A 13,226-nucleotide genomic window follows, 5' to 3' on the forward strand; every position below is an offset into this window, starting at 1 on the left:
GGGAACTTGTGGCCGCCGCCTGGCGTTGGGGAGTGCGGGAGGGTCCACTGGACCGAAGGGTCCCTGAACCACTTGGAGGGCGTACCGTGCACCGCCGGCACAACGGGCTCAGGACCGCAGTACTCCTCGGGGGACTGTCGGCGCTTATCATCATCATCGGCAGCTTCTTCGGCCGCACCGGGCTGATCGTCGCGCTCCTGATCGCCCTCGGCACGAACGCGTACGCGTACTGGAACAGCGACAAGCTGGCCCTGCGCGCCATGCGGGCCCGCCCGGTGAGCGAGTTCGAGGCCCCGGCGCTCTACCGGATGGTCCGCGAGCTGTCCACGCAGGCCCGCCAGCCCATGCCCCGGCTCTACATCTCCCCGACCGAGGCCCCGAACGCCTTCGCCACAGGCCGCAATCCGCGCAACGCGGCGGTGTGCTGCACCGAGGGCATCCTGCGCCTGCTGGACGAGCGCGAGCTGCGCGGCGTCATCGGACATGAGCTGAGCCATGTCTACAACCGGGACATCCTCATCTCCTCGGTGGCCGGCGCGCTCGCCTCGGTGATCATGTTCCTGGTGAACTTCGCCTGGCTGATTCCGATCGGCCGTTCGGACGACGACGAGGGCCCCGGCCTGCTCGGCATGCTCCTGATCATGATCCTGGGCCCGCTCGCCGCCACCCTGATCCAGCTGGCCATCAGCCGCTCTCGCGAGTACGAGGCGGACGCCTCCGGCGCGCAGCTCACCGGCGATCCGCTCGCCCTCGCCAGCGCCCTGCGCAAGCTGGAGACCGGCACCCAGCAGCTGCCACTGCCGCCCGAGCCGCGGATCGAGACGGCGAGCCACATGATGATCGCGAACCCCTTCCGTCCGGGTCAGGGGCTGTCGAAGATGTTCTCCACGCACCCGCCGATGGCGGAGCGGATCGCGCGCCTGGAGGGCATGGCCGGCCGCAGGCCCTGAGTCCGGGACCGCCGCCACCGGCCCGGCGCTCCGGGAACCCGGCACTTCCCCGACCGCCGGCCGCCCGTCACAAGGCCAGCGCGAGCGCCGCTCCCAGGGCTCCGAGCCCCAGGGCGAAGGCCCCCTGGAGCCAGCCGCCCTTCCCCCACGCAAAGAAGCGGTCCAGGGCGAGCCGGCCGGGCCCGATGGCCGCGACGGCGAGGGCGACGACGGCGATGCAGATGTTGTACTCCACTCCGCCTTGCTCCACCCACACCCCGTGGGCGGCGCTCACGGTGACCATGGCGTTGATCATCACGCCCACGATCGCGGCGGCCGCGAGCGGGACGAACAGTCCGGCGGCGAGGCCGAGGCCGCCGAGGAGTTCGGAGAGGCCGCCGATGGCCGCGAAGAGTCTGCCGGGGCGGTAGCCGAGGGACGCGAAGCCCTTGCCGGTGGCGGTCAGCCCCGGCCCGCCGAACAGTCCGAAAAGCTTCTGGGACCCGTGCCCCGCGAGAAGCAGGCCGAAGGTGAGCCGGAGCAGCAGCAGTCCGCAGTCCGCGGCGCTCACCCCCGTACGGCCGGCCCCCTGCCTGCCGGCCGGCGGTGCGGCGGCGGTGGACGGGTCGATGTGGTTCCTGGGCATCTGAGGACTCCGTACGGATGCCGGATATGCGCTTCCCCCAAGCCCTGGACAGGCTTTGAGCCCCCGGCTCGCCGCCCCTGTAGCGATGATTCCGGAGGTACGGCGCCCCCGCACATCGATCAGCGGTCGCCGAACCCCCGGTCCGTGGGGACGATCTCGCGGCCCAGCGGCATCAGCGAGACCGGGATGAGCTTCAGGTTCGCCCAGCCGAAGGGGATGCCGATGATCGACAGGAACAGCGGGATGCTGGTGATCAGGTGCCCCAGGGCGAGCCACCAGCCCGCGAAGACCACCCAGATGACATTGCCGACGAACGATCCCGCGCCGGCGTCCGGCCGGTCCACGGCGGTCCGGCCGAACGGCCACAGGACGAATCCGGCGATGCGCAGCGAGGCGATGCCGAAGGGGATCGTGATGATCAGGACGAAGCAGACCAGCGCGGCGATGAGATAACCGATCGACATCCAGATGCCGCAGAAAAGCAGCCACAGGATGTTGAGCAGCAGGTTGAACACCTTCATGATCGGTACCTCTCAGGTCACTGCGCCGGGCTTCCCCGCTGCCACCAGTATCGGCCGGTCACAGCGCTTCGAGCGGTGCCGGAGCGTCCTGTGGCGAGATCGGGAACGATCCGGGACGAAAGCCCGACCGGGCGGCGGCAACCGGGCGGAGGTTTGCCGGCGTCCTGTTCACCAAGACGGTACGAAGGCGCGCACGGCGGACCGCCGGTCTTCACCAAGATCTCACGACCGGGCCTGTGCGCACCGGGCGCGAAAGGGCAGGGTTGGCGCTATGGGCATCATCGCGTGGATCATTCTGGGGCTGCTGGCCGGAGCCATAGCCAAGTTCCTGCTGCCGGGCCGCGACCCCGGCGGGCTCCTGGGCACGACCGTCATCGGCATCGTGGGCGCGTTCGTCGGTGGCTGGATCTCGTCCCGTTGGCTGCATCACCCGGTCAGCAGGCACTTCTTCGACGGTGCCACCTGGGTGTCGGCCATCGGCGGCTCCCTGGTCCTGCTGATCGCCTACCGCCTGGTCTTCGGCGACTCCCGCCGCGGCTGAGCACCGCCCCGGCGACACGGAAGGGTGGGCGCCCGCAGGGGCCCACCCTTCTCTCCGTTCCCCGCCCGGATTCCTACCGGTAGTTCACGAACTGAAGCGCGAAGTCGAAGTCCTTGCCCTTCAGGAGGGCGATCACGGTCTGGAGGTCGTCGCGGCTCTTGGAGCTGACGCGCAGCTCGTCGCCCTGGACCTGGGCCTTGACGCCCTTGGGGCCCTCGTCGCGGATGATCTTCGCCACCTTCTTGGCGTTCTCCTGGGAGATGCCCTCCTCGATCGAGGCGAAGATCTTGTACTCCTTGCCGGACAGCTGGGGCTCGCCCGCGTCCAGCGCCTTCAGCGAGATGCCCCGCTTGATCAGCTTGGACTGGAAGACGTCGAGGACGGCCTTCACCCGCTCCTCGGAGTTCGCCTCCATGAGGATCTTCTCCCCCGACCACGCGATCGAGGCGCCGACGCCCTTGAAGTCGTAGCGCTGCGAGATCTCCTTGGCGGCCTGGTTGAGGGCGTTGTCGACCTCCTGCCGCTCGACCTTCGAGACGATGTCGAAACTGGAGTCGGCCATGTCCTGTGGCTCCTTGTATCGGGTGCGTGTCGGTGCGTGCCGGCGTGCGTGGCGGCGGCCGCCGGGCCCGGCATCCAGCCGGGCCGCATCCGCACCAGCCTAGCCACCCCGTGACCCGAGGACTGGAGATCAATCGGGTGGCGAAGCACCCCTGCGGATCAGGTATTGTTTACGTCGTTGCCGGGGAACACCGCCGAAAGCGGGTTCGATTGGCAGCAAACTTGGCGGTGTGCCCGAGCGGCCAAAGGGAGCAGACTGTAAATCTGCCGGCTCAGCCTTCCCAGGTTCGAATCCTGGCGCCGCCACACTCGGGGAAGCCCCCTCTGAACTGCGAACGCAGTACGGAGGGGGCTTCTTCTTGTTCCGGCGGGACGGCTGGAGGTCGCCGGGCACGGCGTGGCTCGGGGGCGGGGCTAGACTCGAACGAGTGAGCGAATATCGATCTGCGGAACCAGAAGCAGGACCCGGTGCGGGTGCGGTCGCTCCCCGTCCGGACGATGCTGGAGGCATGTCCGGGAAGCGACCCATCGTCGTCCAGCTGCCCTCGCCGAGCGGTGGGCGGCGGGTCCGGGTGGACGGGGAGATCCTGGGGCTCGCGCACAACGTGCGGGATCTGGTGGAGTTCCTGCGCAGAGCCGGGCTGGAGATCGAGCCGGAGCAGGTCGCGGACTCGCCGTTGATCGACTGGCGTGGCGTCGGCCCCGAGCGCTGGGAGGCGGAGTCGCGCACCTGAGGCGGACACCACCGTCGGCTCATCCGAGGCGGACGCGGTCGCCGGTGCCGACGCGAGGCGGGCAGAACCGCCGACGCGCCAGCAGGGGGCGCAGCCACCACCCCTCCTGAAGCGGACGTGCCCGCCGACGGACCTGAAGCAGGCACGGCCCCCACCGCTCCCGAAGCGGGCACGGTCCCCGCCCCCCGGAGCGGGCACGGTCCCCGCCCCCGAAGCGGGCACAAGCACCGCCCCCCGAAGCGGGCGCGACCATCCGCCCGTCCGCAGCGAGCGGCCGTCGGCGTGACCGGACCAGGCACACTGGCCGTATGTCCTCATCCCGACGCAGAACCTGCCCCGTATGCCACCGTGAGATCGCCGTCGTCGCGGGACGCTTCGCGCGGCATGATCCGCCCGCGGGGCGGGGGGACGCGCGGCTCGTCTCCTGTGAGGGGTCGCTGCGGAAGGCGCAACTCGGCGCGGCACAGCCCACGTTGGACGGGTACGTCGTGCCGGAGATCCCCGGTCAGCTGCCGTTGTTCTGAGACGCGGCCAACGCCCGTCGCCGTCGCCTCAGTTGCCGGCCACCGACTTCACCGCGACCGACACCGGCGTCGAACCGGCCGTCAGTTCCAGCGTCAGGCCGGCCGTCGCCGAGGTCTCCACCAGCTCCGCGAGTACGGCGGCCACGTCGTCCCGCGGGACCATGCCACGCCCGGTGTGCGCCTCCAGGCGGACCAGCCCGGTGCCGGCGTCGTCGGTCAGCGTGCCGGGCCGCAGGATCGTCCAGTCCAGGTCCTTCTGGCGGGCGACGTACGCGTCGGCCTCGCCCTTGGCGCGCAGATAGACGTCAAACACCTCGTCGCCCTGGTGCGTGGGGTCCGCGCCCATCGAGGACACCACCACGAACCGGCGTACGCCCGCGCGCACGGCCGCATCCGCGAACAACACCGCCGCGCCCTTGTCCACCGTCTCCTTGCGGTCCGTACCGCTGCCCGGACCCGCGCCCGCCGCGAACACCGCCGCGTCCGCGCCCCGCAGCAGCTCCGCGACCTCCTCCACCGAGGCGGACTCCAGGTCGAGCACCAGCGGCTCAGCCCCGGCCGACCGCAGATCGCCGCTCTGCGCCGGCTTGCGGATGATCCCCGCGACCTCGTACCCACGCGCGGCGAGCAGCCGTTCCAGCCGCAGCGCGATCTGACCGTGACCACCAGCGATGACAATGCGCATGCTTTAGACCGTACGCCCGAAAACCCCCGTGTGCCGCACGGGTTGACCCCGGCCGCGCCCGGCCCCGGCGCGCGCTACGGCACCTCGCCGCGCCCCTGCCGCGGCAGCCCCGGCTCCGGGGCCGCCGCCGAGTTGCAGTACTCGCGGACCGCGCTCGTACGGGCCACCACCCGCGCGCGGTGGATCACGATCCGGCTGTACGCCAGGGAGAGCGCGCCCGGCAGATGCTCGCCGCGCACGGCGAGCAGCTCCGCGGGGAACCCCGCCTCCACGCGGACGCCGGGCAGGCCGAGCGCGGCGCGGGCCGTCGCGCTCACCGCCTCGTACGCGTCCTGCGGGCGCAGCCCGTGGGCGGAGGCGAGCAGGTAGGCGGCCTCCAGGGGGTCGCCGCGGCCCACCGGGTTCGACACGTCCCGCAGCGCGCCGCTGCCGGCCGCCACCCGCACCCCGGCCGCGCGCAGCAGCCGTACCGGGGCCGTGCCCCGCCGGTCACTGCCGCCGCAACCGCCCTGGGGCAGGCATACGACCGTCACCCCGGCCGCCGCGAGCTGGTCCGCGGCGCGGGAGGCGGCGTCGGCAGACAGGCGCGTGAGACCGGCGCACGGGCCGATCGTCACGCCGGGGCGCAGACCACCCGCCATCGCCGCGAGCCGGGACAGCCGGGCCGGGTCGGCGGCGTCCGTGTGCAGGTCCACCGGCAGGCCGTGCTCGGCGGCCACCTCCAGGACCGCCTCCACGTACCCCGTGGGATCCGGGTCCAGGTCGGGACAGCCGCCCACCGCCGCGGCGCCCATCTTCACCGCGTCCCGCAGTATCGCCAGACCGTCCGCCCCGGCCATCCCGGTCAGCAGCCGGGGCATCGCCACCGCCGTCAGCTCCGCGAGCCCGCGCAGCGCCCGCCGCGCCTGGAGTACGGCGCCCAGCGCGCCGAGCCCCTGTACGTCGCCCACGCGCACGTGCGCCCGTACCGCCGTCGCCCCGTGGCCCAGCTGGAGCAGCGCCGCCTCGGTGGCCCTGCGCTGGACGTCCTCGGGGGCGCAGGAGGCCGGGCCCGCCTGTTCGGCGGACAGAGCGGTGTCGCCGTGCGCGTGCGGCTCTGCCGGGGCGGGCAGCAACAGGTAGCCGGAGAGATCGACCCGCTGGGCGCCCGCGCGGGCCGGCCCCTGCGCCAGGCTGCCCGCGGTGCCCACGGCCTCGATCCGGCCGCCGCCCAGCCGTACGTCCACGGTCCGGCCGTCGGTCAGCCGCGCCCCGCACAGCAGCAGACCGCCCGACGGATTCGACGAGTTCGACGGCAGGTGCGGCTGCGGCTGACTGTCGGGCATCGCGCTCCAAGGTCGGTAGGTCGGGTGGGTCGGGCGGCCGGGGCGGTCGGGAAACTCGGGAGGGCATGAGGGTGCCGGTGACGCGCCGTGACCGGCGACCGGGGGTTCGGGGCGCCCCAAGATCACACAGGGCGTGTCGAGCCTAGGGTGACGAACGGCACAGGTCCCGCAGGAGCGCAATAGTCGTACCGGCGTGGTGCACGAGGCCGCGCGGGCGCCGCGGCACGGGGCGGGGGGGGGGGGGTGCGACCGCCGGCGTGCGGGGCTGCCGCCGGCATACCGGGCCGACTGGCTGGCGCGCAGGCGGGTGGCCTCCGGTCCGCCGGGCGACCGGACCCACCCCAGGGCGCGCGGCTTGCCGCCTTCCGCTTGGCCTTACCCAGAGTGATCTCCGCCGACCCCCCCCGGCACGAGCCCCGGCAGGCACGCGGCCGGCTCCCGAGAGCCCACAACGGCCCCTGAACAGCCGCCCCCACGGCCCCCGGAGCCCCACCCGCCAGGCTCCGCGACAGGCGGCTCGCGCCCGCGGGGATATGGATTTGGGTGAACGGCGGCGGACCGTGTAATGTCTTCATCGCTCGCCCCAATAGCTCAGTCGGCAGAGCGTCTCCATGGTAAGGAGAAGGTCAACGGTTCGATTCCGTTTTGGGGCTCTGGTGTGAGAGGTTCCCGTCGCAAGACGGGTTCCGATCTCATCAAAGCGGTGTAGCTCAGTCGGTAGAGCAAGCGGCTCATAATCGCTGTGTCACCGGTTCAAGTCCGGTCACCGCTACTGACAGTAGCCGATTGTGGGGTCGGTCCTTCAATCGGCTACTCTTTCTTGCGTTGAACTAGCCCATTCTGTTCGTCTTAGGAGCACTCACGTGGCTGCCACCGACGTCCGCCCGAAGATCACGCTGGCCTGCGTGGAGTGCAAGGAGCGGAACTACATCACCAAGAAGAACCGGCGTAACAACCCGGACCGACTGGAGATGAAGAAGCACTGCCCGCGTTGCAACGCGCACACCGCGCACCGCGAAACGCGATAAATAGGCTCGTTCGCGAGGCCGTCCCCTTTCGAGGGGGCGGCCTCGCGGCGTTTTCACGGTCGGGCCTCCGGCCGGTTCCGGGCCCCGGATAGTTTGGGACCCTCACATCCAGACTTCAGGAGGTGCCGGGCCATGGCGCTCGACCAGTCCTTCGTGGGACGGACCTACCCGCCCACCGCGCCCTACGAGGTGGGCCGGGAGAAGATCCGCGAGTTCGCCGAGGCCGTGGGGGAGACCAACCCGGTGTTCACGGACCCGGAGGCCGCCAAGGCGTACGGGCACTCCGACGTGATCGCCCCCCCGACCTTCGTGTTCTCGATCACTTTCCGCGCCGCCGGCCAGGTGATCGAGGACCCGCAGCTCGGCCTGGACTACAGCCGGGTCGTGCACGGCGACCAGAAGTTCGCCTACCGCCGCCCGGTCCGCGCCGGCGACCGGCTCACGGTCACCTCCACCATCGAGGCGATCAAGTCCCTCGCGGGCAACGACATCCTGGACATCCGCGGTGAGGTGCACGACGAGGCGGGCGAACTCGTCGTGACCGCCTGGACCAAGCTCGTGGCCCGCGCGGCCGAGGAGGTTTGAGAAGCTGATGACGGCGAAGATCGGCTACGACGATGTCGAGGTCGGCACCGAACTGCCGGCCCAGACCTTTCCCGTGACGCGCGCCACTCTCGTGCGCTACGCGGGCGCCTCCGGGGACTTCAACCCCATCCACTGGAACGAGAAGTTCGCCAAGGAGGTGGGTCTGCCGGACGTCATCGCGCACGGCATGTTCACCATGGCCGAGGCGATCCGCGTGGTCACCGACTGGCTCGGCGATCCGGGCGCGGTCGTGGACTACGGCGTCCGCTTCACCAAGCCGGTCGTGGTGCCCAACGACGACCAGGGCGCCCTGATCGAGGTCAGCGCCAAGGTCGCGGCCAAGCTGGACGACAACACGGTCCGCGTGGACCTCACGGCGACCAGCGCCGGCCAGAAGGTGCTGGGGATGTCACGGGCGGTCGTACGGCTCGCCTGACGGCGGACGGACCGGCCGCGGAAACCGGTGCGCATGTGTAAGGGGCGTCCTCCAGGGCGAGGCGCCCCTTACGCGCGCCCAGGGCACCCAGAGCGCCCCTTGCGAATGTAGTAATTGAGCACTAACTTACTTTCGTGGTCAGGATGAGTGCAGAAGAACGGCGTGAGAGCGTCATCCGTGCGGCGACGGAGGAGTTCGGCCGGGGTGGCTATTACGGCACCTCCACCGAGGCCATCGCCAAGCGGGTCGGCGTGTCGCAGCCGTACCTCTTCCGGCTCTTTCCGGGCAAGCGGGCGATCTTCCTCGCGGCGGCCGAACGCTGCGTGGAGGACACCATCCGCATGTTCGAGCAGGCCACCGAGGGCCTGGAGGGCGACGACGCCCTGCACGCCATGGCCGAGGCGTACACCAGGGCCATCGCGGAACAGCCCTCGCGCCTGATGATGCAGATGCAGATGTACCTGGCCGTCGCCGCCGCCGAGCAGGAGGGCGACCGGGAGTTCGGCGAAGCCGTGCGGGCCGGCTGGATGCGGCTGTGGGACACGGTCGACCTGCCGCCCGGCACGTGCGTGGCCGACACGACCGAGTTCATTGCGTACGGAATGCTCATCAACTGCCTGGTGGCCATGGGCTTCCCGCGCGAGCACCGCGTGTGGGAGGGCCTGCGTACCGTCCCGTTCGAGCGGCGGTCGGACGAACCGGACGCCTGAGCCGGGTCCGGGGGGACCTACGGGGGCGGGCACACCGATGGCCGCAAAAGTTAGTCATCAATCACTAATCAAACCGGCACACCCAAGACACCGAGAACTCACTTCTCCGGGGGAGCGATGTCACAGCAGACCCAGCAAACCGAGCCCACCCAGCAGAACGAGCAGACGGAACCGACCGGACAGCCGCGCGGGAGCGCCGGCTGGGCCCTCCTCGTCACCAGCGTCGCCGGATTCATGGCCGCTCTGGACAACCTCGTCGTCACCACCGCCCTGCCCGCCATCCGCAAGGACCTCGGCGGGGCGCTGGACGACCTGGAGTGGACGGTGAGCGCGTACACGCTCACCTTCGCCTGCCTGCTGATGTTCGGCGCCGCGCTCGGTGACCGGTTCGGCCGCAGGCGGCTGTTCATCGCCGGACTCACGATCTTCACCGGCGCCTCCGCCGCCGCGGCGATGGCCCCCGGCATCGACTCCCTGATCGCCGCCCGCGCGGTACAGGGCGTCGGCGCGGCCGTGATGATGCCCCTCACCCTGACCCTGCTGACGGCGGCCGTGCCCGCCGCCAAACGGGGGACGATGTACGGCATCTGGGGTGCCGTCAACGGCCTCGCCGTCGCCTCCGGACCCCTCATCGGCGGCAGCCTCACCGAACACGTGTCCTGGCACTGGATCTTCTGGCTGAACGTTCCGCTCGGCCTGATCGCGCTGCCCCTCGCCCGCCTCCGCCTCGCCGAGTCCCACGGCACCGGCGCCCGCCTGGACGTCCCCGGCACCCTGCTCGCCAGCGGCGGCCTCTTCGGGATCGTGTACGGCCTGGTCCGCGGCCCCTCCGACGGCTGGACGGACCCGGTGGTCCTCACCGCCCTGTCGGCCGGCGGCGCGCTCCTCGTCGCCTTCGTGGTCTACGGCTCCCGCGCGGCCTACCCCATGCTGCCGATGCGCCTGTTCCGCTCCCGCGCCTTCTCCGGGATCAACGCGGCCAGCCTGCTGATGTTCGTCGGCATGTTCGGCTCGATCTTCCTGCTCAGCCAGTACATGCAGGGCGTCCTCGGCTACTCGCCCACCGACGCGGGCCTGCGGATGCTGCCCTGGACCGGGATGCCGATGCTCGTCGCGCCCCTCGCCGGGATGCTCTCGGACCGGGTGGGCGGCCGGCCGGTCGTCGCCGCGGGCTTGATCTTCCAGGCCGGCGGCCTCGCCTACATGGCCTGCGTCGTCACCGCGCACGCCTCCTACGGGGTCCAGCTGCCCGCCCTGATCCTCAGCGGCGTCGGCATGGCCCTCTACTTCGCCCCGGCCGCCAACCTCGTGATGTCCAGCGTCCGGCCGCACGAGCAGGGCATCGCCTCCGGCGCGAACAACGCCCTGCGCGAGGTCGGCGGGGCGCTCGGCATCGCGGTCATGTCCTCGATCTTCTCGGCGTACGGCGGCTACACCTCCGCCCAGTCCTTCGTGGACGGCCTGCGCCCCGCCCTGGTCACCGGCGCCGCCGTGGTCGCCCTCGCGGCCCTCGCCGCGCTGGCCATTCCGGGCCGGGGCCGCGCCGCCGGGCCGAAGACCACGGCCGAGGGCCCGGCCGCGCCGGTCCTGGAGAGCGCGGCCGGCTGATCAGCCGATCGAGCACTCCGCCCACGCTGTCTTGCACGGAAACCGGCCCTCCGGCACCCAGGCGGTCCGCCGGAGGGTCCGCGAGGAGCACCGACGGCCTCCGACTGGCGCTCACGCCGGAGGCATGGGCGGAGTTCGCGGCGCCCGCCCCGCAGGCCGGTCTCACGGTGTTCCGCCACAACGGCAGCCGGACCCTCGTCCGCCCGCTGCAACCGTGGCCGTGACCGGCCCCGCCCGGCGGTTCTCGTAGTCTTGCCCCCGTGCACGTACTCCACGACGCCCCCCTTGCCCCGCTGACCACGTTCCGGCTGGGCGGTCCCGCGCTGCGGCTGGTGACCGCCGTCACCGATGCCGAGGTGATCGATGCCGTCCGGGAGGCGGACGACAGCGGGACACCGCTGCTGGTGATCGGCGGGGGATCGAACCTCGTCATCGGGGACAAGGGATTCGAGGGGACCGCGCTGCGGATCGCCACCCGCGGGGTCGAGCTGCGGGGGACCACCCTGGAGCTGGCGGCCGGGGAAGTGTGGAGCGACGCCGTCGCGCGCAGTGTCGAGGCCGGGCTCGCCGGAATCGAGTGCCTGGCCGGGATTCCGGGGTCCGCGGGCGCCACGCCGATCCAGAACGTGGGGGCGTACGGCCAGGAGGTCTCCGCGACCATCTCCGAGGTGATCGCCTATGACCGGCGCGCCGGCGAGACGGTCACACTGGCCAACGAGGAGTGCGCCTTCTCGTACCGGCACAGCCGCTTCAAGGCCGACCCCGAGCGGTACGTCGTCCTGCGCGTCCGGTTCGAGCTGGAGGACGCGGGCGGGCTGTCCGCGCCGGTCAGGTATGCCGAGACGGCCCGTGTGCTCGGCGTCGAGGCGGGGGACCGGGTGCCGCTGGCCCGCGCCCGCGAGACGGTGCTGAAGCTGCGCGCGGGCAAGGGCATGGTGCTGGACGCCGACGATCACGACACCTGGTCGGCCGGCTCCTTCTTCACCAACCCGATCCTCACCGAGGAGCAGTTCGCCGCGTTCCGGAAGCGGGTGCGCGAGCGGCTGGGGGAGGGCGTCGAGCCGCCCGCGTACCCGGCGGGTGAGGGCCGCAGGAAGACCTCCGCCGCCTGGCTGATCGACAAGGCGGGCTACACCAAGGGCTACGGCACCGGTCCGGCCCGCATCTCCACCAAGCACACCCTCGCCCTCACCAACCGCGGCGAGGCCACCACCGAGGACCTCCTCGGCCTGGCCCGCGAGGTCGTCGCCGGGGTCCGCGAGGCCTTCGGGATCACCCTCGTCAACGAGCCCGTCATGGTGGGCGTGGGTCTCTGAGGAACCCGCCCGCGGCCCCCTAGGACGTCAGCCAGTCGTCCACGCCCGCCAGCAGCCGCGCCTTGACGTCCGCCGGGGCGGCCGAGCCGCGGATGGACTGGCGGGCCAGTTCGGCCAGCTCGGCGTCCGAGAAACCGTGGGCATGGCGCGCGATCTCGTACTGGGCGGCCAGCCGGGAGCCGAACAGCAGCGGGTCGTCGGCGCCCAGCGCCATCGGGACGCCCGCCTCGAAGAAGGTGCGCAGCGGCACGTCCTCCGGCTTCTCGTACACACCGAGGGCCACATTGGACGCCGGGCACACCTCGCAGGTCACCTGCCGGTCCGCCAGCCGCTTCAGCAGCCGGGGGTCCTCCGCCGCACGCACCCCGTGCCCGATCCGGCCCGCGTGCAGATCGTCCAGGCAGTCCCGCACCGAGGCCGGGCCGGTCAGCTCGCCGCCGTGCGGCGCCGACAGCAGGCCGCCCTCGCGCGCGATGTGGAAGGCCCGGTCGAAGTCCCGCGCCATGCCCCGCCGCTCGTCGTTCGAGAGGCCGAAGCCCACCACGCCCCGGTCCGCGTACCGCACCGCGAGCCGGGCCAGCGTGCGGGCGTCCAGCGGGTGCTTCATCCGGTTCGCGGCCACCACGACCCGCATCCCGAGCCCGGTCTCCCGCGAGGTGCCCTCCACCGCGTCCAGGATGATCTCCAGGGTGGGGATCAGGCCGCCGAGTCGGGGCGCGTACGAGGTGGGGTCCACCTGGATCTCCAGCCAGCCGGAGCCGTCCCGCAGATCCTCCAGCGCGGCCTCCCGCACCAGGCGCCGGATGTCCTCCGGCCCGCGCACACAGGACCGCGCCGCGTCGTACAGCCGCTGGAAGCGGAACCAGCCCCGCTCGTCCGTGGCCCTGAGTTTCGGCGGCTCGCCGCTGGTCAGCGCCTCCGACAGCGTCTCGGGCAGCCGTACGCCGTACTTGTCGGCCAGCTCCAGGACGGTGGCCGGCCGCATCGAGCCGGTGAAGTGCAGGTGCAGATGGGCCTTCGGCAGCTCAGAGAGATCACGTACACGCTCCATTCCCAGATCCTGCCGCACACCCCTGC

Annotated in this window: 16 protein-coding genes and 3 tRNA genes; 13 read left to right on the forward strand and 6 right to left on the reverse strand. The window is 71.7% G+C overall.

The window, feature by feature from the left end; genetic code table 11:
• The first annotated feature begins 86 nt into the window (after positions 1–86).
• Positions 87–950, forward strand: coding sequence for a zinc metalloprotease HtpX (gene htpX / locus ACZ7EC_RS16680; protein WP_471063148.1), 864 nt, complete (start codon positions 87–89; stop codon positions 948–950).
• Positions 951–1,017: 67 nt separating this feature from the next.
• Here htpX and ACZ7EC_RS16685 read toward each other — a convergent pair whose 3' ends face one another.
• A complete protein-coding gene (locus tag ACZ7EC_RS16685) occupies positions 1,018–1,575 on the reverse strand; it encodes a DoxX family protein (RefSeq protein WP_471063149.1) in 558 nt (185 codons plus the stop codon).
• A 119-nt stretch (positions 1,576–1,694) separates the two neighbouring features.
• Positions 1,695–2,096 carry a YccF domain-containing protein gene (locus tag ACZ7EC_RS16690; protein WP_471063151.1) on the reverse strand — a complete coding sequence of 134 codons (402 nt, stop codon included), beginning with the start codon at positions 2,094–2,096 and terminating at the stop codon, positions 1,695–1,697.
• A 271-nt stretch (positions 2,097–2,367) separates the two neighbouring features.
• Between ACZ7EC_RS16690 and ACZ7EC_RS16695 the strand changes: the two genes are divergently transcribed.
• Positions 2,368–2,637, forward strand: coding sequence for a GlsB/YeaQ/YmgE family stress response membrane protein (locus ACZ7EC_RS16695; protein ID WP_471063153.1), 270 nt, complete (start codon positions 2,368–2,370; stop codon positions 2,635–2,637).
• Between the two features lie 73 nt (positions 2,638–2,710).
• Here ACZ7EC_RS16695 and ACZ7EC_RS16700 read toward each other — a convergent pair whose 3' ends face one another.
• Positions 2,711–3,199: a YajQ family cyclic di-GMP-binding protein gene (locus ACZ7EC_RS16700; RefSeq protein ID WP_397984548.1), complete on the reverse strand. Its 489-nt coding sequence runs from the start codon at positions 3,197–3,199 to the stop codon at positions 2,711–2,713.
• Between the two features lie 223 nt (positions 3,200–3,422).
• On the opposite strand from ACZ7EC_RS16700, the gene ACZ7EC_RS16705 reads away from it, so the two are divergent.
• The 3 genes from ACZ7EC_RS16705 to ACZ7EC_RS16715 all read left to right on the forward strand — a co-directional run bounded on the left by ACZ7EC_RS16705 (position 3,423) and on the right by ACZ7EC_RS16715 (position 4,456).
• Positions 3,423–3,504: transfer RNA gene (locus ACZ7EC_RS16705), tRNA-Tyr, on the forward strand.
• A gap of 203 nt (positions 3,505–3,707) precedes the next feature.
• Positions 3,708–3,932, forward strand: coding sequence for a hypothetical protein (locus tag ACZ7EC_RS16710; protein ID WP_471063155.1), 225 nt, complete (start codon positions 3,708–3,710; stop codon positions 3,930–3,932).
• Between the two features lie 308 nt (positions 3,933–4,240).
• Positions 4,241–4,456, forward strand: a complete 216-nt coding sequence (locus tag ACZ7EC_RS16715; protein ID WP_471063157.1) for a hypothetical protein — start codon at positions 4,241–4,243, stop codon at positions 4,454–4,456.
• A gap of 28 nt (positions 4,457–4,484) precedes the next feature.
• Here ACZ7EC_RS16715 and ACZ7EC_RS16720 read toward each other — a convergent pair whose 3' ends face one another.
• Entirely contained in the window at positions 4,485–5,141 is a 657-nt protein-coding gene (locus ACZ7EC_RS16720; RefSeq protein WP_471063158.1) for an SDR family oxidoreductase, read from the reverse strand.
• A 74-nt stretch (positions 5,142–5,215) separates the two neighbouring features.
• Positions 5,216–6,466 carry an amidohydrolase family protein gene (locus ACZ7EC_RS16725; RefSeq protein WP_471063160.1) on the reverse strand — a complete coding sequence of 417 codons (1,251 nt, stop codon included), beginning with the start codon at positions 6,464–6,466 and terminating at the stop codon, positions 5,216–5,218.
• Positions 6,467–7,046: 580 nt separating this feature from the next.
• Between ACZ7EC_RS16725 and ACZ7EC_RS16730 the strand changes: the two genes are divergently transcribed.
• The 8 genes from ACZ7EC_RS16730 to ACZ7EC_RS16765 all read left to right on the forward strand — a co-directional run bounded on the left by ACZ7EC_RS16730 (position 7,047) and on the right by ACZ7EC_RS16765 (position 12,149).
• A tRNA-Thr gene (locus ACZ7EC_RS16730) sits at positions 7,047–7,119 on the forward strand.
• A gap of 46 nt (positions 7,120–7,165) precedes the next feature.
• Positions 7,166–7,238 (forward strand) — tRNA-Met (locus ACZ7EC_RS16735).
• Between the two features lie 91 nt (positions 7,239–7,329).
• Positions 7,330–7,494, forward strand: a complete 165-nt coding sequence (gene rpmG, locus ACZ7EC_RS16740) for a 50S ribosomal protein L33 (RefSeq protein WP_003948671.1) — start codon at positions 7,330–7,332, stop codon at positions 7,492–7,494.
• A 132-nt stretch (positions 7,495–7,626) separates the two neighbouring features.
• The gene (locus tag ACZ7EC_RS16745; protein ID WP_471063162.1) at positions 7,627–8,079 is read left to right on the forward strand and encodes an FAS1-like dehydratase domain-containing protein; all 453 of its coding nucleotides are present in this window, start codon (positions 7,627–7,629) and stop codon (positions 8,077–8,079) included.
• 7 nt (positions 8,080–8,086) lie between these two features.
• Complete coding sequence (locus ACZ7EC_RS16750) at positions 8,087–8,515, forward strand: MaoC family dehydratase (protein ID WP_471063164.1); 429 nt, start codon at positions 8,087–8,089, stop codon at positions 8,513–8,515.
• A gap of 134 nt (positions 8,516–8,649) precedes the next feature.
• Positions 8,650–9,225: a TetR/AcrR family transcriptional regulator gene (locus tag ACZ7EC_RS16755; RefSeq protein ID WP_471063165.1), complete on the forward strand. Its 576-nt coding sequence runs from the start codon at positions 8,650–8,652 to the stop codon at positions 9,223–9,225.
• Between the two features lie 234 nt (positions 9,226–9,459).
• Positions 9,460–10,833 (forward strand): MFS transporter, encoded by a 1,374-nt coding sequence (locus ACZ7EC_RS16760; protein WP_471063615.1) that lies wholly within the window; start codon positions 9,460–9,462, stop codon positions 10,831–10,833.
• Between the two features lie 260 nt (positions 10,834–11,093).
• Positions 11,094–12,149 (forward strand): UDP-N-acetylmuramate dehydrogenase, encoded by a 1,056-nt coding sequence (locus ACZ7EC_RS16765; protein WP_471063167.1) that lies wholly within the window; start codon positions 11,094–11,096, stop codon positions 12,147–12,149.
• 19 nt (positions 12,150–12,168) lie between these two features.
• Here the strand turns inward: ACZ7EC_RS16765 and ACZ7EC_RS16770 are convergent, their stop codons facing one another.
• Positions 12,169–13,200, reverse strand: a complete 1,032-nt coding sequence (locus ACZ7EC_RS16770; protein WP_471063169.1) for an adenosine deaminase — start codon at positions 13,198–13,200, stop codon at positions 12,169–12,171.
• Positions 13,201–13,226: the final 26 nt, after the last annotated feature.

This window comes from Streptomyces sp. NPDC037203 (assembly GCF_055605065.1).